At 64.7% G+C, this 25976-nt stretch carries 23 protein-coding genes; 14 read left to right on the top strand and 9 right to left on the bottom strand.

Annotated elements, in window-relative coordinates; genetic code table 11:
* Positions 1–18 precede the first annotated feature (18 nt).
* Positions 19–357 (bottom strand): hypothetical protein, encoded by a 339-nt coding sequence (locus HL671_RS19750; protein ID WP_012045167.1) that lies wholly within the window; start codon positions 355–357, stop codon positions 19–21.
* A gap of 266 nt (positions 358–623) precedes the next feature.
* On the opposite strand from HL671_RS19750, the gene HL671_RS19745 reads away from it, so the two are divergent.
* Positions 624–3092, top strand: a complete 2469-nt coding sequence (locus HL671_RS19745) for a putative bifunctional diguanylate cyclase/phosphodiesterase (RefSeq protein WP_172237732.1) — start codon at positions 624–626, stop codon at positions 3090–3092.
* A 201-nt stretch (positions 3093–3293) separates the two neighbouring features.
* Here HL671_RS19745 and HL671_RS19740 read toward each other — a convergent pair whose 3' ends face one another.
* Positions 3294–3857 (bottom strand): nitroreductase family protein, encoded by a 564-nt coding sequence (locus tag HL671_RS19740; RefSeq protein ID WP_012045165.1) that lies wholly within the window; start codon positions 3855–3857, stop codon positions 3294–3296.
* A 231-nt stretch (positions 3858–4088) separates the two neighbouring features.
* Between HL671_RS19740 and HL671_RS19735 the strand changes: the two genes are divergently transcribed.
* Positions 4089–5000: a hypothetical protein gene (locus HL671_RS19735; RefSeq protein ID WP_172237729.1), complete on the top strand. Its 912-nt coding sequence runs from the start codon at positions 4089–4091 to the stop codon at positions 4998–5000.
* A gap of 125 nt (positions 5001–5125) precedes the next feature.
* On the opposite strand, the gene thrS is transcribed toward HL671_RS19735, so the two are convergent.
* Positions 5126–7192 (bottom strand): threonine--tRNA ligase, encoded by a 2067-nt coding sequence (thrS, locus tag HL671_RS19730; protein ID WP_172237726.1) that lies wholly within the window; start codon positions 7190–7192, stop codon positions 5126–5128.
* A gap of 404 nt (positions 7193–7596) precedes the next feature.
* Here thrS and HL671_RS19725 point away from each other — a divergent pair, with 404 nt between their 5' ends.
* From HL671_RS19725 to HL671_RS19695, 7 genes are all read left to right on the top strand, one after another.
* Positions 7597–8820, top strand: coding sequence for a COG3904 family protein (locus HL671_RS19725; protein ID WP_172238040.1), 1224 nt, complete (start codon positions 7597–7599; stop codon positions 8818–8820).
* A gap of 78 nt (positions 8821–8898) precedes the next feature.
* Positions 8899–10074 carry an MFS transporter gene (locus HL671_RS19720; protein ID WP_172237723.1) on the top strand — a complete coding sequence of 392 codons (1176 nt, stop codon included), beginning with the start codon at positions 8899–8901 and terminating at the stop codon, positions 10072–10074.
* A gap of 160 nt (positions 10075–10234) precedes the next feature.
* Entirely contained in the window at positions 10235–10594 is a 360-nt protein-coding gene (locus HL671_RS19715; protein WP_012045160.1) for a hypothetical protein, read from the top strand.
* Between the two features lie 167 nt (positions 10595–10761).
* Positions 10762–11478 carry an ABC transporter ATP-binding protein gene (locus HL671_RS19710; RefSeq protein WP_012045159.1) on the top strand — a complete coding sequence of 239 codons (717 nt, stop codon included), beginning with the start codon at positions 10762–10764 and terminating at the stop codon, positions 11476–11478.
* Positions 11450–12691, top strand: a complete 1242-nt coding sequence (locus HL671_RS19705; RefSeq protein ID WP_210263978.1) for an ABC transporter permease — start codon at positions 11450–11452, stop codon at positions 12689–12691. Before HL671_RS19710 ends, HL671_RS19705 begins: the two co-directional genes overlap by 29 nt.
* A gap of 1 nt (position 12692) precedes the next feature.
* Positions 12693–14261, top strand: coding sequence for a TolC family protein (locus tag HL671_RS19700; protein ID WP_172237717.1), 1569 nt, complete (start codon positions 12693–12695; stop codon positions 14259–14261).
* 116 nt (positions 14262–14377) lie between these two features.
* Positions 14378–15613, top strand: coding sequence for an efflux RND transporter periplasmic adaptor subunit (locus HL671_RS19695; RefSeq protein ID WP_172237714.1), 1236 nt, complete (start codon positions 14378–14380; stop codon positions 15611–15613).
* Between the two features lie 14 nt (positions 15614–15627).
* Here HL671_RS19695 and HL671_RS19690 read toward each other — a convergent pair whose 3' ends face one another.
* Both HL671_RS19690 and HL671_RS19685 read right to left on the bottom strand, forming a co-directional pair.
* A complete protein-coding gene (locus HL671_RS19690) occupies positions 15628–16233 on the bottom strand; it encodes an acyl-homoserine-lactone synthase (protein ID WP_172237711.1) in 606 nt (201 codons plus the stop codon).
* Positions 16234–16420: 187 nt separating this feature from the next.
* The gene (locus HL671_RS19685; protein WP_246579696.1) at positions 16421–17098 is read right to left on the bottom strand and encodes a helix-turn-helix transcriptional regulator; all 678 of its coding nucleotides are present in this window, start codon (positions 17096–17098) and stop codon (positions 16421–16423) included.
* A gap of 617 nt (positions 17099–17715) precedes the next feature.
* On the opposite strand from HL671_RS19685, the gene HL671_RS19680 reads away from it, so the two are divergent.
* On the top strand, positions 17716–18165 hold the full coding sequence (locus HL671_RS19680; RefSeq protein ID WP_012045152.1) for a hypothetical protein: 450 nt from the start codon (positions 17716–17718) through the stop codon (positions 18163–18165).
* Positions 18166–18528: 363 nt separating this feature from the next.
* Here HL671_RS19680 and HL671_RS19675 read toward each other — a convergent pair whose 3' ends face one another.
* On the bottom strand, positions 18529–19674 hold the full coding sequence (locus HL671_RS19675) for an alpha/beta hydrolase family protein (RefSeq protein ID WP_172237708.1): 1146 nt from the start codon (positions 19672–19674) through the stop codon (positions 18529–18531).
* Positions 19675–20137: 463 nt separating this feature from the next.
* Here HL671_RS19675 and HL671_RS19670 point away from each other — a divergent pair, with 463 nt between their 5' ends.
* Both HL671_RS19670 and HL671_RS19665 read left to right on the top strand, forming a co-directional pair.
* Complete coding sequence (locus HL671_RS19670; protein ID WP_172238037.1) at positions 20138–21514, top strand: APC family permease; 1377 nt, start codon at positions 20138–20140, stop codon at positions 21512–21514.
* A gap of 2 nt (positions 21515–21516) precedes the next feature.
* On the top strand, positions 21517–22755 hold the full coding sequence (locus HL671_RS19665) for a hypothetical protein (protein ID WP_172237705.1): 1239 nt from the start codon (positions 21517–21519) through the stop codon (positions 22753–22755).
* A gap of 26 nt (positions 22756–22781) precedes the next feature.
* On the opposite strand, the gene HL671_RS19660 is transcribed toward HL671_RS19665, so the two are convergent.
* Positions 22782–22991 (bottom strand): hypothetical protein, encoded by a 210-nt coding sequence (locus tag HL671_RS19660; RefSeq protein WP_172237702.1) that lies wholly within the window; start codon positions 22989–22991, stop codon positions 22782–22784.
* 166 nt (positions 22992–23157) lie between these two features.
* Entirely contained in the window at positions 23158–23511 is a 354-nt protein-coding gene (gene yidD, locus HL671_RS19655; protein WP_246579698.1) for a membrane protein insertion efficiency factor YidD, read from the bottom strand.
* Between the two features lie 263 nt (positions 23512–23774).
* Between yidD and HL671_RS19650 the strand changes: the two genes are divergently transcribed.
* A complete protein-coding gene (locus HL671_RS19650) occupies positions 23775–24680 on the top strand; it encodes a COG3904 family protein (RefSeq protein ID WP_012045146.1) in 906 nt (301 codons plus the stop codon).
* A 128-nt stretch (positions 24681–24808) separates the two neighbouring features.
* Entirely contained in the window at positions 24809–25267 is a 459-nt protein-coding gene (locus HL671_RS19645; RefSeq protein ID WP_172237699.1) for a hypothetical protein, read from the top strand.
* A gap of 35 nt (positions 25268–25302) precedes the next feature.
* Here the strand turns inward: HL671_RS19645 and HL671_RS19640 are convergent, their stop codons facing one another.
* On the bottom strand, positions 25303–25788 hold the full coding sequence (locus HL671_RS19640; RefSeq protein ID WP_012045144.1) for an iron-sulfur cluster assembly scaffold protein: 486 nt from the start codon (positions 25786–25788) through the stop codon (positions 25303–25305).
* Between the last annotated feature and the right edge of the window lie 188 nt (positions 25789–25976).

The following is a 25976-nucleotide window of genomic DNA, read 5'->3' as shown; positions in this document are numbered from 1 at the left end:
CACGGTCACCGTTGTCGCTCAGCGAACCGGCTGTGCTTTCGGCTTCGGCTTAGGGCGCGACGGCGGCCGGGCTGGAGGTCCATCGACACGTCCTTGGCCCTGCATCAGGCCCGTTCCTGCCAGCGTCAGAACCCGGCGGATGACGTCATTCCGATCGTCACCGCGGACGATCTGGCCGTCAACGAGAAGCAATCCGAGTCCATGCACGAGCGCCCACAGAAACAATCCCGCAATCGGCAGCTCGGCAGCGGGCAGCCGGGATGCGAGGCTTACCTTCATGATCTCGTAGCCGCGCGTCCGCAGCGCTCGGATCGCTGGGCTGTGCTGCGAGACGGCCGGGAAGCCCTCGCCGAACATCAGCCTGTAGAGCGCGGGGTTGGCCCGCACAAACGCGACATAGGCCTCGCCATAGGTCAGGAGCGAGCCGCCTGAGTTCGGGGGGCGTAGTGCGTCGTGTCGTCATAGTCGCTAACGCGCACTAACCATGGAAACACTTAAAACTGTCATAGTTGCGCGTGGCCTGCAGAACGCACCCCGCCTTTACAACTCATTAGACGCACTCGACGCATGGGTACGCAGGAACCGTCTGCAGGGCGGATCGTACTGAAGACGTGAGGAATGCAATGAGTGCCGCCAAGACGATGTCAGAAAAGATCAGCAACGATCTCTTCGACGATATCCCGGTGCTCAAGCGCAAATGGCAGGCGGCGTTGAAGCCGGGCCAGACATTGCCGCGCTATGAGGACGTGATGCTCGGCAGCCTCGGTCGTCTCGCCGATCACATCGCGGTGTTGAAGAATGACGGTGGCGTGCTGGAGATCTCGCGCAGCGGCCGTTATGTCCAGCATTGGCTGCAGGACGAGCGATGGGACATCGCCGTCGCAGCCGTGTCGCCGGATTGCGCCACGGTGCTGACGGAGGCGGCGAGCTCCGCGCTGTCGAGCCGGCAGCCGCATGCGGCGACGGCGCATTGCGTGCGCGATGGCATGGTTCGCACCTATGATGTGCTGGCGCTGCCGACCAGCTCGCGCTGGGGCAGCACGCTGGTGGGGACCTATATCAACGAGCGCTCCGCGCAATATAATCTGCTCGATGCGATCTTCTCGACGACGGACGACGGGGTGATCTCGCTTGCGACCATCCGCGACAGCGCCGGTGCGCCGCGCGATTTCCAGGTTGTGCATCACAATCGCGCGGCGGCCGAGCTGCTCAGGCTGCCGTCGAGCGACCTGCAATGGCACCGCCTGAAGCAGGGCGGCCATGTGCTGTGCGGCCCGGACGTGATGGCGCGGCTGTTCGAGGTCGTGGCGCATGGTGGAAGTGACCAGTTCGAGCTCGACAGCGACGACCGCAATCTCCGGCTTGGCGTCCATGCGTTCGGTGACATCGTCTCGATGACCATTGCCGACGTGACCGCGCTCAAACGGCGTGAGGCCTCGTTCCGGCTGCTGTTCGACGCCAATCCGATGCCGATGTGCATCCTCGACGGGAAGACTGCGCAGATCCTCAACGTCAACGATGCGATGCTCCGGCATTATGGTTACAGCCGCGCGGATCTCCTGTGCATGAACGTGTGGGATCTGTGGCCGCCGGGCGAGTGGGGCGCGGTCGACGATGCATTGACGCGGCTGGCCGATGGCGATCTGTTTCACCGCGACTGCCGCCACTGCAAAGCCGATGGAAGCGAGATCGAGGTCCTGACCTACGGACGCGAGATCAATTACGACGGCCGCGACGGCGTGCTGATGGCCATCGTCGACATTACCGAGCGCCGTCGCGCCGAGGCGCGGATTGCCTATATGGCGCATCATGACGGTCTCACCGGCCTGCCGAACCGGGAGTTTTTCCAGCAGCGCCTGGCGCAGGAGCTCGATGAAGCCGCGTCAGGGGCGAGGCCACTCGCCGTATTGTGCATCGACCTCGACCTGTTCAAGACCGTCAACGACTCGTTCGGCCATCCGATGGGCGATCGTCTGCTGCAGGCGGTCGCCGGCCGCCTCAAGCAGCAGATGCACGGCGGCAATCTGGCGGCGCGGCTCGGCGGCGACGAGTTCGCCGCGATCGTCAGCCAGGACGGCGCTGATGAGTCCGGCGAGTTCGCGGCCCGCCTGATCTCGGTGCTCAGCGCGCCCTATGACATCGACGGCAACGAGCTCGTCATCGGGGCCTCGATCGGCATCGCATTGTCTCCGCTCGACGGCACGAGCTGCGAAGAGCTGATGAAGAATGCCGACATGGCGCTGTACCGCGCCAAACAGCACGGCGGCCGCGTGCACCGCTTTTTCGAGCGGGAGATGGATCTGCAGGCGCAGAAGCGGCGCGACATGGAGCACGATCTGCGCCGCGCCTTTGCGCAAGCCGAGTTCGAGCTGCACTACCAGCCGCTCATCGATGTCGCCAGCAACATCATCAGCGGATTCGAATGCCTGCTGCGCTGGCGCCATCCGGACAAGGGCATGATCTCGCCGGCGGAGTTCATTCCTGTTGCCGAGGACATCGGGCTGATCGTGCCGCTCGGCGAGTGGGTGTTGCGCGAGGCCTGCCACGAGGCGGCGACATGGCCCGATGGCATCAAGGTCGCGGTGAACCTGTCGGCGGTGCAGTTCCGCAGCCGCAACCTGGTGCAGGTCGTGATGCAGGCGCTGGCGCAATCCAGCCTCGCCCCGGAGCGGCTCGAGCTGGAAATCACGGAGTCGATCCTGCTCGCCGAGACCGATGCCAATCTGGCGACCTTGCATCAGCTGCGTCAGCTCGGCGTCCGCATATCGATGGACGATTTCGGCACCGGCTATTCCAGCCTCAGCTATCTCAGAAGCTTCCCGTTCGACAAGATCAAGATCGACCGTTCCTTCGTGAAGGACCTAGCGCAACGCTCCGACTGCCTGGCGATCGTCCGCGCCATTTCCGGCCTGGGCCGCAGCCTGAACATCATCACCACGGCCGAAGGCGTCGAGACATCAGAGCAGCTCGACTGGCTGCGCGCCGAAGGCTGCAATCAGGTGCAGGGCTATCTGTTCAGCGCTGCCAGGCCTGCCGCGGAGATTGCAGGCCTGTTGGCGCGGTTCGGCGCACGATCATCGAAGGCGGCGTGATGGGAGGATGATAGATCAACGCTGTCGGCCACACGTTCCCTGTCGTCTCCGACAAATGCGCTGCAGGCGCGCGCCGATCCGGGATCCGTAACCACAGGGTCAAGTGGCGACCGGCGGTGCCGAACGAGCGTCTGTCGCCGAGGCCGCCGGTGGTCATAGGTCCCTGTGTTCGCGGGGGGACGACAGCGGAGCTTGTCGCCGTCAGAACCGCGTCACGATGTCCGCGAGCGCCGGGCGCGGGCGGTCCTCGCTCGGCTTGGTCGGCTTGCCGATATGAATGAGGCCGGCGAGCTTCTCCTCCGGCTTCAAGCCGAAGCCGTCGAGCACGTCGCGGTCGAACATGAACCAGCCGGACAGCCAGCAGCCGCCATAGCCGAGCGCGGTCGCCGCGGTCAGGATGTTCATCGCGCTGGCGCCAGCCGAGAGCTCCTGCTCATAGGCCGGCACCTTCGGATGCGGCTTGGTGAAGCTGACGAGGCCGATCACCAGCGGCGCCTCCATGAAGCGGTTCTTCTCGACCTCGAGCTCGGCGGCGGTCGCCTGCGGGTGCGTCTTGGCGAACACCGATGCGATCACCTCGCCGGCGCGGCGGCGGCCGTCGCCCTCGAACACGATGAAGCGCCAGGGCGCGAGCTTGCCATGGTCCGGCACGCGGGCGCCGATGGTCAGGATGGTGTCGAGCTCGGCGGGCGAGGGGCCGGGACCGCTCATCTCGCGTGGCTTCACGGAGCGGCGGGTCTTGAGGAGTTCAATCGCGTCGGGCACGTCGGTGGGTCTCTGTTGCGTTTCGGGGCAGAGATAGCATGGGCCAGGGCCGGCAACGAGACCGCGGCACGGCGTTTTGATCGGTTCTCGGCTTTGCGCCGGCACTGCCGGTCGGCGGTCAGCCGTCCGCGCCAGCCAACCCCGCCGCGATTGTGGACCATCGGGCTGATCGGTAAAACGATGACGACACCGTCCGGCCCTGGCCGGCAAGCGCCCGGATTTGCCGTAGGAATGACCCCGCTGACACTGTCACCTGACGCCGTGCTCCGTCTTTGCAGCCAGCCTGGCTTTCCCGATGCGATGCGGGCCTCGGCCGCCGCGGCTGTCAACCTGTACCGCGGCGATCGTATCCTCAATGCGCTGTTGAGCGACCGGGCGCGGGCGCTGTTTCCCCATATCGTGCTGTACCTGCACTATGCCGGGCCGCGTGAGGGCGAGCGCGGACTGACCGTCGGCGCCATGAAGGACATGTGCGTGCGGCTCGATCTATGCAGCCCCGGCCGCTGCGAGGCGATGCTGGCGCTGATGCGTGCCGTCGGTCTCGTGGCGGCGGCCCCGCGTCAGGATCGACGGCGGCGGCCGCTGGTGCCGACCGAGAGGCTGATGGCGCTGCATCGTGAGCGCTGGGGCGGGCAGTTCGACGCCATGAGCGCCGTCATCCCGGCTGCTGTCGCCTATCGGGCGGCCTTGCGCGATTCCAGCTTCGTCAGGACCTTCGTGCGCGAGCTCGGCCAACGCTTCATCGCCGGGCTTCGCTTGCTCGACGGCGCGCCAGAGCTGGAGCCGTTTGCCGAGCGCACGGCCGGCATGGTCATTCTGTTCGGCCTGGCTTTGGCCGGCGCCGCGGACCGGCCGTTTCCGCCTGTGGACGCCGTGCCGTTGTCCATCAACGCTCTCGCGAAGCAGTTTTCGGTGTCGCGCAAGCACGTGCTGACGCTGCTGCGCGAAGCCGAGGCCAATGGACTTCTCAGACGTGGCGGCGCCGCGATGGACGCCATCACCATCCTGCCGCGCGGACGCGAGGCGCTCGCGCACATGATGGCAACGATGTTTATCTACATGGCAGAATGCGCCGAGATCGCGCTGCAGGCGGCGGGCAGGGAAGGGCGTGGGGCGGATGCTGCGGCCAGCCTGTCGGCGTAGCAGGCGTCGCCCGGCCGCCCGGGTCTCACGGGCCCTGGCAGAGAACCCGCATGTCGCTTGCGCCGAAGCCTGTTGGGCTTCGGCGGGCGCTCATGCGGGCTACGCCTCGTGCGGCCATTCAGGCCTCACGCCGCCTCGCGCTGGCGGCGCTGGACGTCCGGCGGCGTCGCCTCGTCGACCAAGGCGGCGATCGCGTCCGCCGTCGGCATCACGGTCTGGCCGTCGCGGCCGAGCCGGCGGACGGAGACCGAATGTGTCTCGGCCTCCTTCTTGCCGACGACGAGCAGAGCCGGGATCTTCTGCAGCGAGTGCTCGCGGACCTTGTAGTTGATCTTCTCGTTGCGCAGATCGATCTCCGCCCGCAGCCCCGCCCGGCGCAACGCCGCCAGCACCTGCTTGGCGTATTCGTCGCCTTCCGAGGTGATGGTGGTGACAACGACCTGGGTCGGCGCCAGCCACAGCGGGAAGCTGCCGGCATAGTGCTCGATCAGGATGCCGATGAAGCGCTCCATCGAACCGCAGATCGCGCGATGCACCATGACCGGCGCCTTCTTGGCGCCGTCGGCGTCGATGTAGAAGGCGCCGAACCGTTCGGGCAGGTTGAAGTCGACCTGCGTGGTGCCGCACTGCCAGTCGCGGCCGATGGCGTCGCGCAGCACATATTCGAACTTCGGCCCGTAGAACGCGCCTTCGCCCGGGTTGATCTCGGTGCGGATGTTGTTGCGCTGCGCCTTGATCTCGTTCAGCACGGTGGCCATCACGCGCTCGGCATGATCCCACATCTCGTCGGTGCCGACGCGCTTCTCCGGCCGGGTCGACAGCTTCACCGTCAACTCGCCCTCGAAGCCGAAATCGGAATAGGTCGAGAGAATGAGATCGTTGATCTTCAGGCATTCCTCGGCGAGCTGATCCTCGGTGCAGAAGATGTGCGCGTCGTCCTGGGTGAAGCCGCGCACGCGCATCAAGCCGTGCATCGCGCCGGAGGCCTCGTAGCGGTGCACGACGCCGAATTCGGCGAGCCGCAGCGGCAGATCGCGATAGCTCTTCAGCCCATGCTTGAAGATCTGCACGTGACCCGGGCAGTTCATCGGCTTCAGCGCAAACCAGCGCTTGTCCTCGGCCTCGTCGCCGGCGGACTGCGCCGCGAACATGTTCTCGCGGTACCAGTTCCAGTGACCGGAGGTCTCCCACAGCGACTTGTCGAGGATCTGCGGCGCATTCACCTCGTCATACTCGCCGGCGAGGCGCCGCCGCATATAGGCGATCAGCGCCTGGAAGATGCTCCAGCCCTTGGGGTGCCAGAACACGACGCCCGGACCTTCCTCCTGGAAATGGAACAGATCGAGCTCGCGGCCGAGCTTGCGGTGGTCGCGCTTCTCCGCCTCCTCGATCTGCTTGAGGTAGGCGTCGAGCTGCTCCTGCCTGGCGAAGGCGGTGCCGTAGATGCGGGTCAGCATCGGATTGTTGGAATCGCCGCGCCAATACGCGCCCGCCACCTTCATCAGCTTGAAGGCGTTGCCGATCTTCCCCGTCGAGGTCATGTGCGGGCCGCGGCACAGATCGAACCAGTCGCCCTGGGAGTAGATCTTGATCGGCTCGTCGCCCGGAATGGCGTCGACCAGCTCGACCTTGAACGCCTCGCCCTTGTCGCGGAACACCTGCTTGGTCTTCTCGCGATCCCACACCTCCTTGGTGAAGGGCTTGTCGCGGCCGATGATCTCGCGCATCTTTTTCTCGATCGCGGCGAAATCCTCGGGGGTGAACGGCTCGTTGCGGAAGAAGTCGTAATAGAACCCGTTCTCGATGACAGGGCCGATCGTCACCTGGGTTCCCGGCCACAGCGACTGCACGGCCTCGGCGAGCACATGCGCGCAATCGTGCCGGATCAATTCCAACGCGCGCGGATCGTCGCGGTCGACGAGCTCGAGCTTGGCATCCTCGGTGATGGGGTCGTTGAGGTCGGCGAGGTCGCCGTTCAGCGCCATCGCGACGGTGCGCTTGGCGAGCGAGGGCGAGATGCCCTTGGCAATATCGAGGCCGGTGGTGCCCCGCGGATATTCGCGCTTGGCCCCGTCGGGGAAGGCGATCGTGATCTTCTCGACCGGGGCGGCGGGCTTCAGATTGCTGAGGCTGTACTGGAAGCCGGATTTGGAATGGTCGGATTTCGAATCGGGGGATTTCGAGTCAGGCATGTCTCTCTCCTTGAGCTCACTCCTGCGAACGAGCGCAGGTAAGCGGGAGCAAGCGGTATAGCAGGGGATTCGGAGGCTGCAACCCGGGGCAGGGCGGGAAAACCGGTCGATCCGACCCGGCGGGCCGCTGCGGAGATTGTCGCGGCGGGCTGGTATGATACAACTTCAAGTGTTTGGGATATGGGGACGCGTTGGCGATGGTGTCTGCAGGGGAGGCGCCGCTGTCTGTTTTCTTCCGGCGGGGCCGCATTCGGGTTGCAGCCGTGCTGATCGCGCTGATGGTGCCGGGCGCATCGCTGCAGGCGGCGGTCGCGCCGACGGGCAGACCCGCAGCGCCGGCCAGATCAGCCGTCCAGGTCAGACCTGCGTCCCAGGCGAAGCCGGCCGATCAGGCCAAGCCAGCAATGCAGGCCAAGCCGGCGTCTCGACCGGGGGCGCCCGCGCGTCCGAGCGGGGATGGGGCCGCGGCGATTTCCTTTGCTCTCGTCAAAGGCGCGCCTGACGCCTGCGGACCGGGCTGCGACAGCTGGATCGCAGCCGAAGGCAAGATCGACAACAGCGCCGCGGCGCGTTTCCGCAAGTTCATGAAGCAGATCGGCGACCGTAAGCTGCCGATCTACTTCAACTCCCCAGGCGGCAATCTCGAGCAGGCGCTCGCAATCGGCAACATTCTGCGTGAGAAGAAGGCCTCCGTCCGGGTGGGCCGCACCACCCTGCAAGAGTGTGGCCTTGAGCCGCAGGAGGGTGAGGCTTGCACCAGGCTCAAGCAATCCGGGCGCGAGCTGCACGGCGATGTCTGGACCCGCGGCGCGATCTGCAACTCGGCCTGTCCCTACCTCATCCTCGGCGCGTCCTCGCGCGAGATTGCTCCGGACGTCACGCTCGCGGTGCATTCGCCACGGGTCATCCTGAACTTCACCGGCGGGGTGCCGAGCCGCGAGCTCAGGGCGCAGGCCATGCAGCGGGCGATGGAGCGCTCCGACAAGATGGTGCTCGGGTACATGGCTCGGCTCGGCGCGGACCCGGGTCTGCTGACGGTGGCGCGATCGGTGCCGTTCGAGGGCATGCGCATCCTGACCCGGGAGGAGATCGCGCGGTTTGCGCTCGATCGCCGCGACCGTGTGGAAAGCTCCTGGATGTTCGAGGCCGCTGCCCGGGGCATTGTCTACAAGACCATTCTTTCGCGCCAGGACGGCGAGACCTCGTTCCGTACCATGCGGCTGCAGCTGGTCTGCTTCGACCAGGATCGCTTCGAGCTGGATGTCGAGCGCAACGCGCCCACCGGACTTGGCGGTGCCGGCCTGGTCTTGGCGAGCGGCAATGCCAAGCTCAACTTCCTGTGGCCGCCGCGACGGTCCGGCGACCGCGAAACCTGGGGCGTCTTCCTGAACGCTGGTCAGATCAGGGCGTTGGCCGCGGCGCCGCTGGTCGAGTTCGGCGATGCCGGAGCGAATGCTGCGCGTCCCAAGCTCGGGCCGTTCCCTGTTGCCAGCGACGGGCTGCAGAGCGCGCTGAAGCGGCTGGCGGACACCTGTCCGCCGTCAAAAGCGGTCGCTCAACCGCCCGGGGCGGCGGTTCCCCGGACGCAAGGCTCGTCCCCACAGGCGGCGGCTCAGCCGGCGCCATGAGTGCGATCGAAGAGAATGTCATGGCCGCCATGAAACAATTTCATGCAGGTGCATGAAATTTTCTGCTATTGAAGTGCGATGACGTCCCATCAGACTTCCCCCCGCTTCGCCCCGACGGCACTGATGCTCGGCAACATCGTCACCGGCTGTTCGGTCCTCGCGCCCGCCGGCATGTTGCCCGAACTCGCCGCCGGTCTCGGGATCGGCATTCACACCGCGGGCCTGCTGATCACCTTCGGGGCGGTGGTGCTCTGCATCTGTTCGCCTTTGACGGCGTGGCTCACCAGCCGCTTCGATCGCCGCCAGCTGCTGGCGGCGACCCTGCTCGTGCTGACCCTGGGCAATCTCGGGTCTGCATTCGTGCCGGACTATGCAGGTCTGCTCGCACTGCGGTTGCTGATGTTGGCGGTCGGCGCGCTGTATACGCCGCAGGCCGCGGGCACCGCAGCCTTGATCAGCCCGGTGGAGACACGCGGCAGCACCATCGCTTATGTGTTTCTCGGCTGGTCGCTGGCGGCCGCCGTCGGACTGCCGCTGATCACCTTCATCGGCAGCCATTCCGGCTGGCGGGCGGCCTACCTCGCGGTGGGGGCGGCCGGCGCGATCAGCCTGCTGCTGCTGACATGGCGCCTGCCATCGGGCTTGAAAGGCGCGCCTGTCGCGCTCAAGACCTGGACCGAGCTCGCCCGCAACCGCATGGTCGTGCTGCTGCTTCTGATCACGACGCTGCAGATGTCAGGACAGTTCGTCATCTTCACCTTCATGGGACCGCTGTTGAACAGGCTGACCGGTGCCGATGCCAACCAGGTCGGGCTGGTGTTCGCGATCTACGGGGCCTGCGGCTTCCTCGGTGTCGTCATTGCCACCCGGATCGTCGACGGCTGGGGAGCCTATCGGACGTCGCTCCTGTTCAGTTGTCTCCTGTTTGCTGGAATCGCGGTCTGGACCCTCGGCGCGGGATCCTATTCCCTCATGGCGGTTGCCGTGGCGATCTGGGGCCTGGGCTTTGCGTCCACCAATTCCATGCAGCAGGTCCGCCTCGTGGCGGCGGCCCCGCCGCTGGCGTCAGCCTCTGTCTCGCTCAACACCTCCGTGCTCTATATCGGCCAGGCGATCGGTTCCGCGCTCGGCGGCAGCCTGTTCGCGCGCGGTTGGCTCGATGCCACCGGCTATGCCGCGATGGGCTTCGCAATGCTGGCGCTGCTCGCCATCCTGGCCAGCCGGCCGCGGCTGCCCGTTGCCGTCCTGGCCTGAAGTCCCCCGCGATCAGCGGCTTGGCGCTTGGCAAAACCGGTCGGACCGGATTAAAGCCGCTGTGGTGGGAGGCTGTGGGGCGGAGATGGCGCCAGAGGAGGCGGATCATCTCGACCGGGTCGATCTCGCGCGCCCACGGTTTGGATGAAAGAGACATGGCATGAAAAAGACGATATTGAGCCTTGCCGCAGCGCTGTTTTGCACCTCTGCGCTGGCCCAGAACGCGCCGATGGTCGGTGATCGCCCGCTGGTGCAGGTCAAGCCGAAAGGTGCGAAGACCGCGGCCGCCGCGCCGGCCAAGCCGCAATCGGCCGCAGTGAAGCTCCAGGCGTGCCTGGAGATCGACGACGGAACCAAAGAGCGGTTGAACTGCTATGACGCCGTGATCCCGCCGGCCGCCAAGCCGAAGGCGATGAAGGCGAAGACGGTGGCCGACTGCAAGTTCACCAAGGAGGAGGACGAGCGGCTGGCCTGCTTCAATGGTTTCGTCGAGAACATGCCGAAGCTGCCCAAGACGTGATGCCAGGTCCGGGGAGGGCGAGGCCTCCCCGGCAAAAGGTTGGCCGCATTGTGAGGCGCGCGGGGCGAGCCGAACTACTTGTCAAGCTAAGAAAACGCAAGATTGTGCGGACGCGCGCCCGCCGGTGATATGGCCTCCCGTAACGACGAGGGTTCGGAGGCTGCCCCGTGATAGAGCGGCCTATACTTGCCGTCTTCGGCGTCTCGAAGACCTATCCGAGCAGGCATGGTGCGCTGCCGGTTCTTCAGGACGTCTCTCTGGTGGTCTGCCGATCTGAATTGTGCGCGATCAAGGGGGCGTCCGGCTCCGGCAAGAGCACCTTGATGAGCCTGATCGGGTTGCTGGATCGACCGGACGCGGGTCGGATCGAAATTACCGGCCTCAGGGTGGACCGCCTCGGTGCGGACGAGCAGGCCAGGCTGCGCAATCGGCTGATTGGCTTCGTCTTCCAATCGTTCAATTTGCTCCCGGGGCTTTCGGCGCTTGAAAATGTCGCGCTCCCCCTGCTGTACCGCGGCGTGTCACGACCTGCGCGCCGGGACATTGCGAGATCCGCTCTGGCGCGGGTGGGTCTCCAAGACCGGATCGACCACCGCCCGAACCAGATGTCTGGAGGGCAGTGCCAGCGCGTCGCCATCGCGCGCGCGTTGGCAGGGCAACCGGCCGTCATTTTGGCCGATGAGCCGACCGGGAGCCTCGATACAGCGACATCCGAGAGCATCATGAATCTGTTTCTCGATCTCAACAGGAATCACGGGACCACGATCATTCTGGTGACGCACGATCCGACGGTGGCCGCGCGCTGTCCGCGTCGAATCGTCGTGAGTGACGGTCGCGTCGTCGACGACAATCGCGATGAGCTGCGCGATGCAGGACCCTGTTGAGGGGACCGAGGTATCGACGTCTCCGCTGCTGCTGGAGCTCATCAGAGAGGCGATCGCCGACGTGCATCTCCTCAGAGGCCGAGCGCTGCTGGCACTGATTGGAATCGCAATCGGGACCGCCGCGGTGATTGCGATGCTTCACATTGGGCACACGGCACGCGTCGAGTCGATGCGTCGTTTCCAATCCCTGGGAATTGACCGGTTGAGCATCGTCGCGGTGGGAACGACAACCCGGCTCCCGGCCATTCCGGAGAGCTTCGTCCACATGCTGTTGCAGCCGTCTTTCGGAATCGCGAGCGCAGCTCCGATCGTCAGCGCCGGGACGACGCTTCATGTCGGGCGCCAACGCATTGGTGCGACCCTTATCGCATCCAATGATCAGTTGTTCGAACTGGCAAAGGCGGACTTTGCGCGCGGGCGTGCGATCTCGGACCTCGATGGATTTGCGCCGTTCGTGGTTCTTGGAGCTGGTATTGCCCGGGAGGTGCGAGCTGCGACAGGGCAGGAGCCCGGTCCGGGAGATCAGATCAGGATTCAGGATCAGATCATGACGGTCGTCGGTGTTCTTGAGCCGACGGAACAGAACTTCGTCCTCAATCTCGATCTGAGCCGGTCCGTCGTCATTCCGCTGATGGCTGCGCGGCGCTTGGTGTCGGCGTCGGCCGTTTCGATCTCGCGCATTGCTGCGAAGTTTTCGGCAGGGGTCGACGGTGCTGTCGCGAGTTCGGCGATCGCTGCGGCCTTTCGGCAGCAAGTGCCGCAGGGCGGCGCGCTGCAGATCCAGACCGCGCGGCAACTGATTGCCAGTGTCGACGAGCAGGTGCGGATCTACAGCCTGCTGCTGCTTGCGATTGGCGCCGTCTCTTTGATCGTCGGAGGCGTCGGAGTCATGAACGTGATGCTGATGAGTGTCATGGAGCGGCGGCGCGAAATCGGCGTCAGGATCGCGATCGGCGCCAGGCAGCAGGACATCGTGGTGATGTTCCTGACCGAGTCGATGCTGTTGTCGGCGATCGGCGCCGTCGTGGGGACGATCATCGGCTCGGCCGTCGGATTTGCCTTCGCAAAGATCAGCGGCTGGACATTCAGCCCGGCATGGGCCGCCCTGCCTCTCGGCGTCGGGATGAGCGTCTGTGTCGGGCTGTTCTTCGGTCTTTATCCGGCCGTCAGAGCCGCCAACCTCAATCCCATCGATGCGTTGCGAGCGGAATGACATGGTGCTCAGGCCGCCAGCCGCGCCGTTCCGCCATCCCCGCAGCCGGCGCGCGCCGCATGGCTTTGCCCGGCTTGGACTCCGCGCGCTGGTTCTGGGCGTGACCGTCAGCGCCTGGTGTCAGGCGGCGCCGGCCGAGGGGGCGGGAGCCCAGGCGCATCGGTCCAGCCGTCCACCTCCGATGCCGCAAAAGCGCGCCGCCGATGAGCAGGACAGTCCGATCAAGGGCGCCACGCTGACGCTCGCCGACGCCGTCTTTCTCGGACTGCGCGACAACCGCGCCATCAGGAGCGCCTATATCGACAGGATCGCGCAGAAATTCGATCTTCGCGTCGCTGAGGATCGTTTCTCACCGCAATTGGGCGTGTCCGGATCGGCGGTACGCCAGTCGATCGGTGCGATCGGCACCAGCACCGTTCAAGTCTCGCCTGGGGCCAGTATCTTGCTGCCGACCGGCGCGACTCTCGGCTTCGCATGGAACACCTCCTTCACCGACGTCGCGGGGACCCAGACGCGACGATCGACCGCCGACGTGACGATCAGCCAGCCTCTGCTGCGCGGCGGAGGCACCGAGGTCACCATGGCGCCGCTCGGAATCGCGCGCCTGACCGAACGGATCAATCGGCTCAATCTCAAGCGGACGATCTCGAACACGATCGGGCAGGTCATTCTTGCATACCGCAGTCTGCTGCAGGCGCAGGAAAGCTGGCAATTGGCGCAGAATTCGCTGAAGCGCGCCCGCGAGCTCGTCGACGTGAATCGGTCGCTGATCCAGGCCGGCCGCATGGCGGCGGTCGAGATCGTCCAGAGCGAGGCCAATGTCGAGAACCAGCAGATCCGCGTGCTCGCCGCGGCCAGGAGCATCGAGATCGCGCGGTTGAATCTGCTGCAATTGCTGTCGATCGATCTGGGGACTGCGGTGATCGCGGGAGAGAGCACCAGCCCTGAGCGCCTCCGCCCCGATCTGCGCAACGTCATGCGGATCGCGTTGTCGGAGCGACCTGACTTCCTCGGGCAGCTCTGTGTGGTGGAGCAGAACAGGCTCGGTCTCACCGTCGCTGAGAACCAGAAGCTGTGGGACCTCTCGGTTTTCGCCAGCGGCAGCTTCGGCGGCAGAACAGTCACCAGCGCTGCGGCCAAAGACAGCCAGCGCATCGCCGATGGGGTCATCGGCGTGCAGTTCAACATGCCGCTGACCGGACTGCAGCGCGAGCAGCCGGCCGTACAGGCCTCGACCGCACTGCGAACCTCCGAACTGCAACTCGCCGCGATCCGGCAGGGTGTCGAGCTTCAGGTGCGCTCAGCGGTGACCGATATCGAGATGTCCTGGAGTCAGCTCGAAGTGGCAAGAAAGGCCCGCACTCTGGCTGAACGCGCGCTCGCCATCGAGAACGAAAAGCTCCGGGCCGGCCGGTCGTCGGCGTTTCAGATCCGCGCGTTGGAGGCCGATCTTCGCGATGCCGAGCAGCAGCAGCTGAACTCCGCCATCGCTTACCTCAACGCTCTGACCACGCTCGACATGGCCCTCGGAACGACGCTGAAGACATGGCACATCGATCTCGCGGACTAGAACTCCGCGACCCAATCGCCGGACCTGTTCCGCTGCTGCACGATGCCGATCCGGGGACCCGCTCCGGGCCATTCGCCGCAAGCGCGAGCTCGCCTCGGGGCCGGCACGGCTTGATCATGGCCGGCGCTGCGCTGCTCATCCTGAGCGCCGCTGCCGCATGGCTGGGAGCGCCCTGGGGCAACAAGGCTGGCAGCACCGCGCCGCCATCCCCGGCGCTGCGGTCGGTCCGGGTCTCGGCCGGGACGGCGACCCGACAGCTCGTGGCCATGGGCACCGTGGCGCCTGCGCGGAGCGTCGCCGTTACGGCGCCCTATGACGGTTCGATCGCTGAGAAGAAGGTCGCGCTCGGTGACACCGTCGCCGAACGGGACGTTCTGATTGTCATGAATGCGGAGGACATCCAGAGCCGGGGGCGGGAAGCCAGGTCGGCGACCTTGAAGGCTGCCATTGCGCTCGACGCGTTGACGCATTGGGAGGCCGGACCCGAGGTGACGCGCGCCAGGCGAGGCGTGGAGGCTGCTCGGACCGTGCTCGCCCGGCTCGAGCGCAAGGTAAACGACACCAGGCAACTCTACGACCGCGGGATCGTCTCGCGGGTCGAGTTCGAGGCGGCCGAGCAGGAGCGCGACAATCAAGCATTCACCGTCGCGACGGCGGAGCAGGACCTGACCGCGACCCTGGCGCGGGGCGGGGCCGATTCCCGGCGTCTCGCCGAACTCGAGCTAGAAAATGCGAAGGCGAGATTGGCGGACGTTCAGCGTCAGGCGGACGGCACGATTGTCCGTGCGCCGGTTGCCGGCGTGATCGTGAAGCCGCCAGCGGTCAATGCGAGCGGAGCGGTGCCGCAGACCGTCGAAACCGGCGCACGCGTCCAGCGGGGCCAAACGCTGTTCTCGGTCGCCGACCTGTCGAGCCTGATCGTGGACGGCAAGGTCGACGAAATCGACGTCAATCAAATCCGCATCGGCCAATCTGTCGCCATTTCCAGCGATGCATTTCCGGGTCTTCCCCTGCGAGGACATGTTGTGGGCGTCAGCTCCGAAGCAACCCAGGACAGCGCCAATCAAACCGCGATGTTCAACGTTCGTGTTCTGATCGACGACACCAAGAAGGACGACATCCGGATCGGAATGTCCGCGCGCATGACCATCGAGCTGGATGCTCGGCCGGGAGCGCTGTTCGTTCCGATCGGGGCCGTCCGGCGCGGCCCATCCGGCGCAACAACCGTGAAGCTGATCGATTCGACGTCAGGACAAGCGCAGGAGCGTTCAGTTCGGCTCGGGGTGACGACGCCGACATCGGTGCAGATTCTCTCCGGGCTGGAGGACGGAGATGTCGTGGCGGTCGAGTGAGGCAGCCAACGAGCTCATTGCGCGGAGGGAGCCCGTTCGCGAGAAGAGCCTGCTCGCAATGTCATGGTCTGCAGCGCGGCTGTCGATACGGCCCAGGTGCCCAGTATGAGACGCCCGAATTCCGGCTTGGCAACGGCGATCTCACGGGGCTCCCAGCCGACACGGCGATAAATACGGGTCATCCCGGAGGTGTACAGCCCGATGATCTCGCGAATGCCGTTGGCAAGCGCGAATTCACAGAGCCCGATCATGAGCTCTGAGGAGACTGCATTTGGCTTCGATGACGTCTGGTCGCCGTGAACGCAAAACCGGGTGCATTCCAGGATCTCCGCGCTCCGAATGACAATGGGAGGTGAGAAGAAATCGCGGAATTCGTTGTCCAGCATCGTTTCGCCGACAGCGCGGAGCAGGCGCAACGAGCCGACCACCTGTCCGGCGGTGTCGATGGCCATGAGATAGATGGTCCGCTCGTGCTCATCGTAGCGGTCCATTTCGCGGCCGTCTCTGACGACCACCCGCCATCGGAGGCGTTCATGGAACACTTTGGCGCGGCCGCGAAACATTTGATCGAACCAGGCGGGAACGCGCGGCTCATCTGCTCTCGTGAGAATCTCGATCATCAGATACTGACCAAGTCCTGTCGTGACCGAGTCCTGTCGTGACTAAGTCCAGGCGTGACCAAGTCCAGGCGATAGATGGGGTCGCGTTGCCGGATCGGACCAAAGAGCAATCGGTTGAATCGGTTCGTTTTGGCAACGGTCGACACATCACGCGTCCGAGGTCTGCTCGTCGCGCCGTTGCAGCGGATCAGGCGCGGATGAGATCGAGGCTGATGGCTTTGGCAATCCCCTGCGTCAGCGTGGTGCATTCGAGCTTGGTCCGCGCGGTCTGCAGATAGAGCCTGACAGCTGTCGTGGAAACGCGCAGGTCGGCGGCAATCTGCTTCGGTGCGAAGCCGCGGGCCGCCAGCTGAAGCGTCTCGCGTTCTCGGCGCGATAGCGGGCGTCCCATCCCCGGAAGATCGCGCATGCCGCTGAGCCGCACGGCCTGATCGTGAAAGAAATACGCGATGATCATGAAGTCACGCATCATCGCGAGACGCGTGGTCTGCCATTGGCCAGCAGAGAGATTGCTCGTCAGCGAAAACAACGCGCGCTCTCCATGAGGACCGCGGATCGGAATGGTCATGCCGTTGCGGCCGACGCCGAACGATCGGGCTTCACGGAAGAACGCGCGCACGTCGGCCTCGCCGCTCTCGAGGTTGCTCCAGTCGAGCGGAAGCAGGCTCGCCAGGCCGTGTTTGATCACGGGATCGATCTGGAAGTAGTCCTGGGTCTTGTAGCGTTGGACCCATTCGGCGTCATAGGTGAGCAGCAAGAGCGGATTCGGTTCCTCCGTCCGGGGCAAGTGTCGCGCATTGTAGACGAGATGTGCGAGCTCATATTCATGACGGGTTTCTGACAGCACGTTCGAGAGCTCGCTCAAGGAGGTGGTCCGCACAATTCGTTCACATGCCGATTCGCATTTGCAACTCATCGTTTTCCTGCCTGTAAGCGCATTTTTCTCAAGCGTAGATGTGGCTCAGCGCTGCTGAATGCAATGTTAGTAGATGAAGCTTTGCGGTGACAAGATCGAACGGTGATGACTTCTGCGTTAGACTGCAATCGATCGGAGTCGCGAGCACGGTTGCTTCAACCGTCGGTTGATTATTTATGGAGCTGTGCCGGGTGCGAGTTTGATGCGGATACAAGGGCGTTGCGATAGGCGAACGAACGCGTTGGCATACAAGATGATGTCGATGTCGGAATCACAAGCGCTGAATGCGTGTATTGAACTGTTCAGCTTTGCAGAGGAACCGCGTTCCATGGCACCGTTTGAGTGTCAAGTTGATAAAACCTAAGATTGAGTGATGAAGGTCCGGCGTGTCTATTCGCCGCGTCGATTTGAAGGTCTTGGTGTTGGTCTCATTCTCTTTCTGCCCGCGTCGGCCAATCGAGTCGATCAGATCGGCGAAACGCCGGGTGGCAGTTCATGGAATGGCGTTTTCTCCGAGGTCGGATATCGACATGAGATCAGCGCAAGGTGGACCTTAGGAGAGTTAAATGAACAAGTATGGATCGAGACGGGCGTGCGTTGCAGCTCTGGCGGCTGCGATCGCAGTTGCCGGTGCTGGCAGCGCGTCGTCACAATCGGCGCAGACGGTAAGCGTCAACTACACGGTGACGAATTCGTTTGGGGCGGCTATTACTCTGGATACGTCGAGCTGCACGCCGAGCACCACCTTCTCCCCGCCGGCAAGCATCGCCAGCGGCGCCACGGTGACGTTCAGCGCATCAGCAGCTTCGAGCGATCTGCAATGTTCGGTCAGCTATCAGAACGGTGCGAACGGTTGTCGGTTCGACTTGCAGTATCAGTCCCAGGGGCCATTCGGACCCTTCCCGGTCGCCCTCGTGTCGGTCTCCGCTTATAAGGGGACCGGTGGTCGTCCGAATTGCAGCGGAAATGGAACGACGGGCACCAACGCGGCGTCCGGCACCTTCACGATGCAGTAGCGTGCACGATTCAGTAAGCGTGCACGTACAGTAGCGCGGACGAGTCGTTCCGACGCTGGATTGAAGTCAGGGAGCGCGGCAAGGTCTGGCCTGCCGCGTTCCGCTTGTGGAATTTGCATGCAACTCCAAACCGCGCCACATTGCGTGCACGCGCTATATGGCGGCTATATGGCGTGAATTGCCTCTCGGCGCCGATCTCTGAGTGGTGGCAATCCTTGTTCGGTGTTCGGTGATTTCTTTTGAGAGATGCCTTTATCTGCGTTTCGAAAGTCTCTGTTCGAAATCTCTCTTCGAAGCCCGCAGCGTGTGTCAGCGATCTCAGCTCATGCTTGAGCGTCTGTGCGGGTCATCTATCGCGCGTCGTTATCTGTCGCGCGTCTCAGGCGTGCTCGCGGCAATCCGGATGGGTGGCTGCGCCGCCGCCATTTTCGTCAGTACGTCCTTGATCGGAAGTCGCGTCCACGCCTGCGTGACATAATCCCGATGCGTCATGGCTTCATCGGTCTCGACAAAGACGACGCTGCCCGGACGCAGTGGCCGATCCTGCCCCTTGAGAACGTCGCCTTCGAGAACGTCGATGCCCCGGCTGCGGAGCATGGCCATCAATTCTTGATCGTGGTGCGCGGTATAGCGGGTGTAGGAGCTGATAAAGAAGCCTGAGCGATGGCGCTCGATCCAATTGGCGAATTTATCGAGTTGGCCGTACACCGCGTCGAGCAGCACAACGCCGCGCACACGGTCGCTGATGCCGCCGACCTCGAGGCTCCAGGCCGTCGGCAGGAAGCCGCCGCTATAGCCGACGATCACGATCGGCATGCTGGCGAAGGTCTTGACGTTCGCCGGATCTCCGGTCAGGCGGGCGAGATGCACCGCGGCCTCATCCATGAAGCGCTTGAAGCCGCCGGGCTGCCAAAATTTGCCAGCGCTCGAATCGGCGGCGTCGACGGCCATTTGCGGGGCGAGCAGCACCGCATTGACGCCGGAGTCGGTGATCTGCTGCGGCACCATCTGCCGGTCGCGCACGTCGCGCTCCAGCGTGGCCCCATTGCCGTGGAAGAACACCACGATCACGCCGGGCTTGCGGGCGTCGAATCGTTCGGGGACATGCACCAGCACGCGGTTGTCGTTGTAGGTCTGGTCCTGCCAGTAGACCCGCCCCGAAAAGCTGCGGTGGCCGCGGCGGTCGCCGCTCGACACGTTGAGGAAGGGGGCGTCGGAGGCCGGATTGTTGCCGAAATAGGGAAAGGCCGACGACGCCATGCTGACGAGCGTGGTGACGTTGTCGCGCTGGGGAGGCGCCGGCGCCTGCGGTTCGAGCGACACAAGCTGAGCGGGCGGCGGCTTGGGCGCAAATTCAGCTTGTGTGTGAAGCGCGAGGCTTTCGCTCGCCGTTGGAAAGCGATCGCGAAATTCGGGGGGCGGGAAGCGCTGTTCGAAGGTGAACTCGCTGGCTGGCGCTGCATTGGCGGCCAGCGCTGCGGGCTCGGGCGCCTGGCTGCCTTGTGTCAACGAGAGGCCGAGTGTCAGGCCCAGGCCGAGCGCCGCAGCAGCGGCGCCAAGGGTTGCGCGTCGAGAGGGGGGAGTCGAGCGGGGGGCACGCAGACGCGGCCGCGCTGCGGCGCGCTGCTGCTGACATCCCGACGATCTCGAACCGGTCCCGATCATGCGTCCCCAGGAAACGGGCCGGATGTCGGCCCGCAGACAACGGTTTCGCTCAATTTGCGCCGGCGTCATTGAGGTTGCGTTAAGGATACCCTGGCGCAGCACCGACGACACACCACGCGATTGTGTCGCGATTGTGGGAGGCATCGCCCGATGCAGGGCGCCGCGCCCGGCGAGCGCCATCGGTTCGCCATGACCATTCAACGAACGAAGCCCGCCATATTTAACGCGCGTTAACTATGCTTGAATGCTTCGGCCGGAACATGGGCCCGAAAGCAGGGGAAAGGGACGCTTGGCGTCCCTGATCGAGATGGCTGCATCCGAGATGGATCAGGCGACCTGGGCGGGCCGGTCAGGCAGTTCCGTCGTGGCGTCCGTGTCATGGCCGGTCGCGACCGCCGTCGTGATCGCGGACATGATCGGCGTCGGCGTCTTCACCAGCCTCGGCTTTCAGGTCAAGGACATCCCCTCCGGATTTGCCATTCTGGTGCTGTGGGCCGTCGGCGGCCTCGTCTCCCTGTGCGGTGCGCTATCGTACGCCGAGCTTGGCACCATGTTTCCGCGGTCGAGCGGCGAGTACAATTTCCTGACGCGGGCGTTCCACCCGGCGGTCGGCTTCATGGCCGGCTGGGTGTCGGCGACCGTTGGCTTCGCAGCGCCGGTCGCGCTCGCGGCGATGGCCTTCGGCGAATATGGCCGCGCGGTGCTGCCGGGCGTGTCCCCGCTCATGCTCGCGGTCGGCGCGGTGTGGCTCGTGACAGCCGTGCAGCTCGGCGGCATCCGCCGGTCCGGCCATTTCCAGCTGCTGTCCACGGTGCTGAAGCTCGGCCTGATCGTGGCCTTCCTGATCGCGGGCTACGTCATCACGGTCCCGCAACCGGTCTCGTTCCGGCCTGCGGCGGCCGATATCGGCCATGTCACCAGTGCCGCGTTCGCGACCGGCCTGGTATTCGTGATGTATGCCTTCTCGGGCTGGAATGCGGCCACCTACATCATCGGTGAGCTGCACGCGCCGGAGCGGACCTTGCCACGCGCGCTGCTGGTCGGCACGGCGGTCGTCCTGGTGCTCTATATGGCGCTGAACGCGGTGTTCCTCCGCGCTGTTCCGATGCAGGATCTCGCCGGCCAGCTTCAGGTGGCCAGCATCGCTGGCGCTCACATCTTCGGCGAGACGGGTGGGAGGTTCGTGGCCGCGATGATCTGCGTCGGGCTCATTCCCTCGATCGCCGCGATGATGTGGATCGGTCCGCGCGTGCTGATGACCATGGGCGAGGACGTTTCGGCGTTGGCGGTCTTTGCGCGCCGCTCGCGCGACGGGGCGCCGACTTACGCGGTCCTGTTTCAGCTCGCCGTGGCCACCCTGATGCTGTTCACCGAGAGCTTCGAGGCGGTTCTCGATCTCGTCCAGTTCTCGCTGTTGTGCTGTTCGTTCCTGACGGTGCTCGGCCTGATCACATTGCGCGTCACCAAGCCCGATCTCGCGCGCCCGTACCGGGCCTGGGGCTATCCGATCACGCCGTTGGTCTTCCTCGGCGTCACCGGCTTCATGATCTACTACCTGGTCACAGCGCGGCCCTGGCAGGCGGGGCTCGGCGCACTGGCCATGGTCTCGGGACTGCTGATCTATTGGTTCGCTCACGCGCGACCGGGCCGGGCCGCCGCCGCAGCCGTGTCGGGATCGGAGTGAGCATGGGCGTGCTGACGAAAGCCTGGCTGGTCCTCGCCTGTCTGCTCATCTCGATGAGCGGTCCGGTGCGGGCGCAGACCGTCACGGCCGACGACACCGCGCGCGTGCTGGCGGGGATGGCGCCGTCAGCGGGATCGCCGCTGGCCGCCGTGACGGAGGACCCGGCGTGGCGGCGCCATGCGGCCTTCCTCGACAATGCCTTCAACCTGCTCGAGCAGCGGCAATTGTCGCGAATCCGGAGCTGGGCCGATCTCAATCTCGCGGCACCGCGCCCGGCCATGTTCTATTTCTTCTCAGGCCCGGATTTTCTCTACGCCGACGCCTTCCATTCGAAGGCCACGACCTATGTGATGGCCGCGCTCGAACCGACGGGTCCGGTGCCGGACCTCACGAGATTGCCGCCCGGCAGCATCGGACCCGCGCTGTCCTATGTCGAGCGCTCCTTGCAGTCGATCCTGAGCTTCTCCTTCTTCATTACGAAGAACATGAAATCGGATCTGCGCGACGGCGAGATCGAGGGGACGCTGCCGATCCTCTACGTGTTCCTGGCGCGCACCGGCAAGACCATCCGAAGTGCGAGCCTGATCTGGCTGGATGAGAGCGGTGGATTGCATGCCGGCAACGAGCCGGCGACACGCAACGCGACCAGGGGCGCCCGCATCAAATTCGCCGGCGCCGATGGCGTCGAGAAGACACTCGATTACTTCTCCACCGACCTGTCGGACTCTGGAGTGAAAGCGAGCGGCTTTCTCAAGTTCTGCGAGCCGCTGGCGCCAGCCAACAGCCTGCTGAAGAGCGCCTCCTATCTGCTGCACGAGCGCAGCTTCTCGCAGGTCCGCAGCTGGCTGCTGAAGAACAGTGCCACGATCATCCAGGATGATTCCGGCATTCCGCTTGCGAGCTATGATCCAAGGGCCTGGCGGTTCTTTCCGTTCGGCCGCTATCTCGGGCCGATCGACAAGTTTCCCGACAAATATCAACCGGGCTATGCCGCGCTGTTCGAGCACGCGCCGCCTTTGGATTTCGGGATCGGTTATCGCTGGCGGACCCGGGAATCGAACCTGTTGCTGTCGGTCAGAACGCCGTCGAGCGACACGACGATCTCGGCCGAGGCGACCGGCCCCGCGGACACGAGCTATCAGCCGCCGCGTGCGCGCCGCGCGCCGCGTCCGCCGGAGTTCATTCCCATGTATCCGCCGCCGCCGCGCCGCGACGATTTCATGTTCTGGCCGCGCTGGTGAGGGCGCGTCGCCTCCTCATGCACGCCTCACCAATGCACGCTCTGACTCGGAACGATGTAGGATGTCGTGGTCGGGGGCAGGGTGGTGCTGTCGGCCAGATAGCGCCAGGCGCCGATGATGACGATCACAAGGGCGATGATGCAGAGCATGTCCAGCTGGCGCGGGTCGTGCTCCGTTCCGTCATGGCCCGGGCTCTTGTCGGACCGGCCAGGTCCAGGGCTGATTGTCCAGCGCATCGTTGTTTCCTCCCGACAGGAAGTGTCACATCAATGCAGAACCGAATGGCGGCGTTCCTCTTGGCGGCGCCGCCTCTCATCTCATCGCCATCATCATAGCGCGATTTTTTGCCCAACTGACTTGCTGCAGATCAAGCAACGCGGAGGCCGCCTGCTGCGATGCACATCAAGTCGGCCCGTTGACTCCGCGCCAGCGCGCATAGCGCCAGGGCAGGTACCAGCGGGCGCGGGGAGGCATTTCGGCCGGGATGTTGTCGATGCCGGAGGTGCCGAACGGCTGGCAGCGCAACAGACGGGCGAGCGTCATCCAGCCGCCGGCCCATAGTCCGTAAGCCTCGATGGCCTGATCGGCATAGACCGAACAGGTCGGCAGATGCCGGCAGTTGTAGCCGACCAGCGGCGACAGGCTGTGGCGATACAGCCAGATCAGCCCGCGCGCGGCGCGTCGCGGGAGTCGGGCCAGCAAGGCCGGAGACGGTTGCAGCGGATGGCCGTCGGGATGAGAACATGAGGGCTTCATGAGCGCCGTGCCGGATCGATGAGCGAACGTTTGATCGGTTCCCGGGCAAGGAACCTCAGCTCGCGCGCTTTTGTGGTGACGTGATGCAACAATGACAGGTTTTCAGCGGCGCTGCAGCACACCGCAGCTGGACGGTCGGGGATTGCCCGGATACGTTTCTCGACAAGGATGTGACAGACTAATAACGGATTTGAGGCCAGTCTGTCAGGTCTTGCCGCGAAGGAAACGATGAACTGCGTACCGAGCTTTGCGAGGGGGGCGGATTGGGCGTGAAATTGCTGCGGTCGCGTGAAATGCGCTGGATGCTTCTCGGTGTCGCTGCGCTTGGGACGGTGCTCGGTGGGGCGATTACCGTCATGTCCAACTCGGCGCGCGCCGGGGGCGCGCTCGAAGAGCGCAAGCTGCCGATGCGGTTCGAGTGGGTGGCCTGTGAGCCCAATTGCGGCTGGGTCAGCGCGGTCGGCATCGTCACCGGTGACACGCCCAAGGATTTCGAGGAATTTGCCAGGGAGCGTGATTTGAGCGGGGCGAGCCTCGTGCTCGATTCCAGCGGCGGTTCGGTCAACGACGCCATCACTCTGGGACGGCGGTTCCGCGCTCTGAAGCTGCGTACCACGGTCGGCACGACGTTGCGGCCGAGCCGGACCAATGACCGGCCGCGGGTGGCATCGGAAGCCTATTGCGAGTCGATGTGCGTGTTCTTGCTGCTGGCCGGCACCACGCGCTACGTCCCCGACGCGGCTCATGTGCGCGTCCACCAGATCTGGATGGGCGACCGTGCCGACGACGCCAAGGCCGCGAGCTACACGGCGCAGGACCTCATGATCGTCGAACGCGACATCGGCCGTCTCGCCAAATACACGTTCGACATGGGCGGGGCGGGGGATCTGCTGTCGCTGGCGCTGAACGTGCCGCCGTGGGAGGATCTCCACGAGCTGTCGCGCGCCGAGCTGCGGCTGACCAATCTCGTCACCACCGACATGATTGCCGACGTGCTGCCGTCCAAGGGGACGGTGCCGGTGGCCGAACTCGCGCCGAAAGCACCCGAGAAGGCCAAGGACAAGCAGCAGGACCGTTTCCCGGTGGCGACCGATCGCGACAAGGCACAGCTGTCGCGCACGGCGGAAGCCTTGCCGCCAGCCACGGTCGCGGCGACCCCGCAACAATAAGCGGGCCCCTCAGGCTCTTTCGATTCGTCGTACAGACAGAAGCGAGGGCCGGGGCTGTCGTGCTCCCAGGACTTGAGAAGAAACGGTCCGCCGTTGCGCTTTCGTGAACTGCGCCACGGCTCCATCCAATGGGCATGAGCGACGTGTCACATTTGTCCTTGCCCGCGGCGTTTGCCGTCGTCATGGTCGCCGGCTTCGCGGGTCTGGGCATGCCGGCAGCATTCGCGGCTTGCGATGCTACGTTGCGCGGAGAGCTGCTTCCGGACCCCGGATCACAGTTTCGAGGCTTTCGAATCCGGCCGACAAAACTGCTGTTCTTCTCGCTTGATGAAATCCGGGAAGATCGCGGCGACAGGGGCGCCGTGACCTTTCAGTCGTTCAGGGTCACGAACGCCAGGACAAGATTCCCGATTCCCTTCGAATTGACGATCCATTCGTCAAAAGATTGCCCGCAGGAGCTGAGATTGAGGGTCGCCGGCTCCGACCGCGACGGTCTTCATTACGAGTACCCGTTGTCGGGTTCGAAGCAGATTCGGTTGGAAAAGCAGGAATTTGAGAGGGTGATCGTCCACTGGCCGAGCTTCTGAGCGCCAGGTCGCGCTCGGCTGGGCTGGATGCGGCCTCAGCCCTGGGCTGTCGCCGCCGCCGTGCTCTGCGTCCTGTCCTGGGCCTTGTCCCCGGCCTTGGCTTCGATCTGGTTGATGGCATCCACGACCGCGTCGAACGTCAGCAGGGTCGAGGCGTGGCGGGCCTTATAGTCTCGCACCGGCTCGAGCAGGGCGATATCGGCCCATTTGCCTTCCGGGGGGGCGCCATTCTCCTTGAGCATCCGGCGGACGGTCTCGCGCAATTCGCGCAGCTCGGCCGCGTTGGAACCGACCACGTGGCGGGCCATGATCGAGGAGGAGGCCTGGCCCAAGGCACAGGCTTTCACGTCATGGGCGAAGTCGGTCACCACCGGGCCGTCCATCTTGAGGTCGACCTTGACGGTCGAACCGCACAGCTTGGAATGGGCGGTTGCGGTCGCATCGGGGTGGTCGAGCCGCCCGAGCCGCGGAATATTGCCGGCAAGTTCGATGATCCGCTTATTGTAGATGTCGTTCAGCATGTGCCTGACGTCCCCGGAATTACCGGCGGTCGGCCTTGGCGGCCGGGTTTCATCGCCCTATATTGCGACTATATGGAAACGATTGGCAGGAATTCCAGCCACATCCACAGGCGTCCGGCGCGACAAGCGCCAAGCCTGCGGGTCACACCTCTGCAGGTGACGCCCTCAAGGTGACGCTCTGCCGGTGA

The organism is Bradyrhizobium denitrificans, assembly GCF_013179005.1.
Taxonomy (GTDB): domain Bacteria; phylum Pseudomonadota; class Alphaproteobacteria; order Rhizobiales; family Xanthobacteraceae; genus Bradyrhizobium; species Bradyrhizobium denitrificans.
Note: the sequence above shows the minus strand (reverse complement) of the source record. Positions and strands in the feature narration are given on the sequence as shown.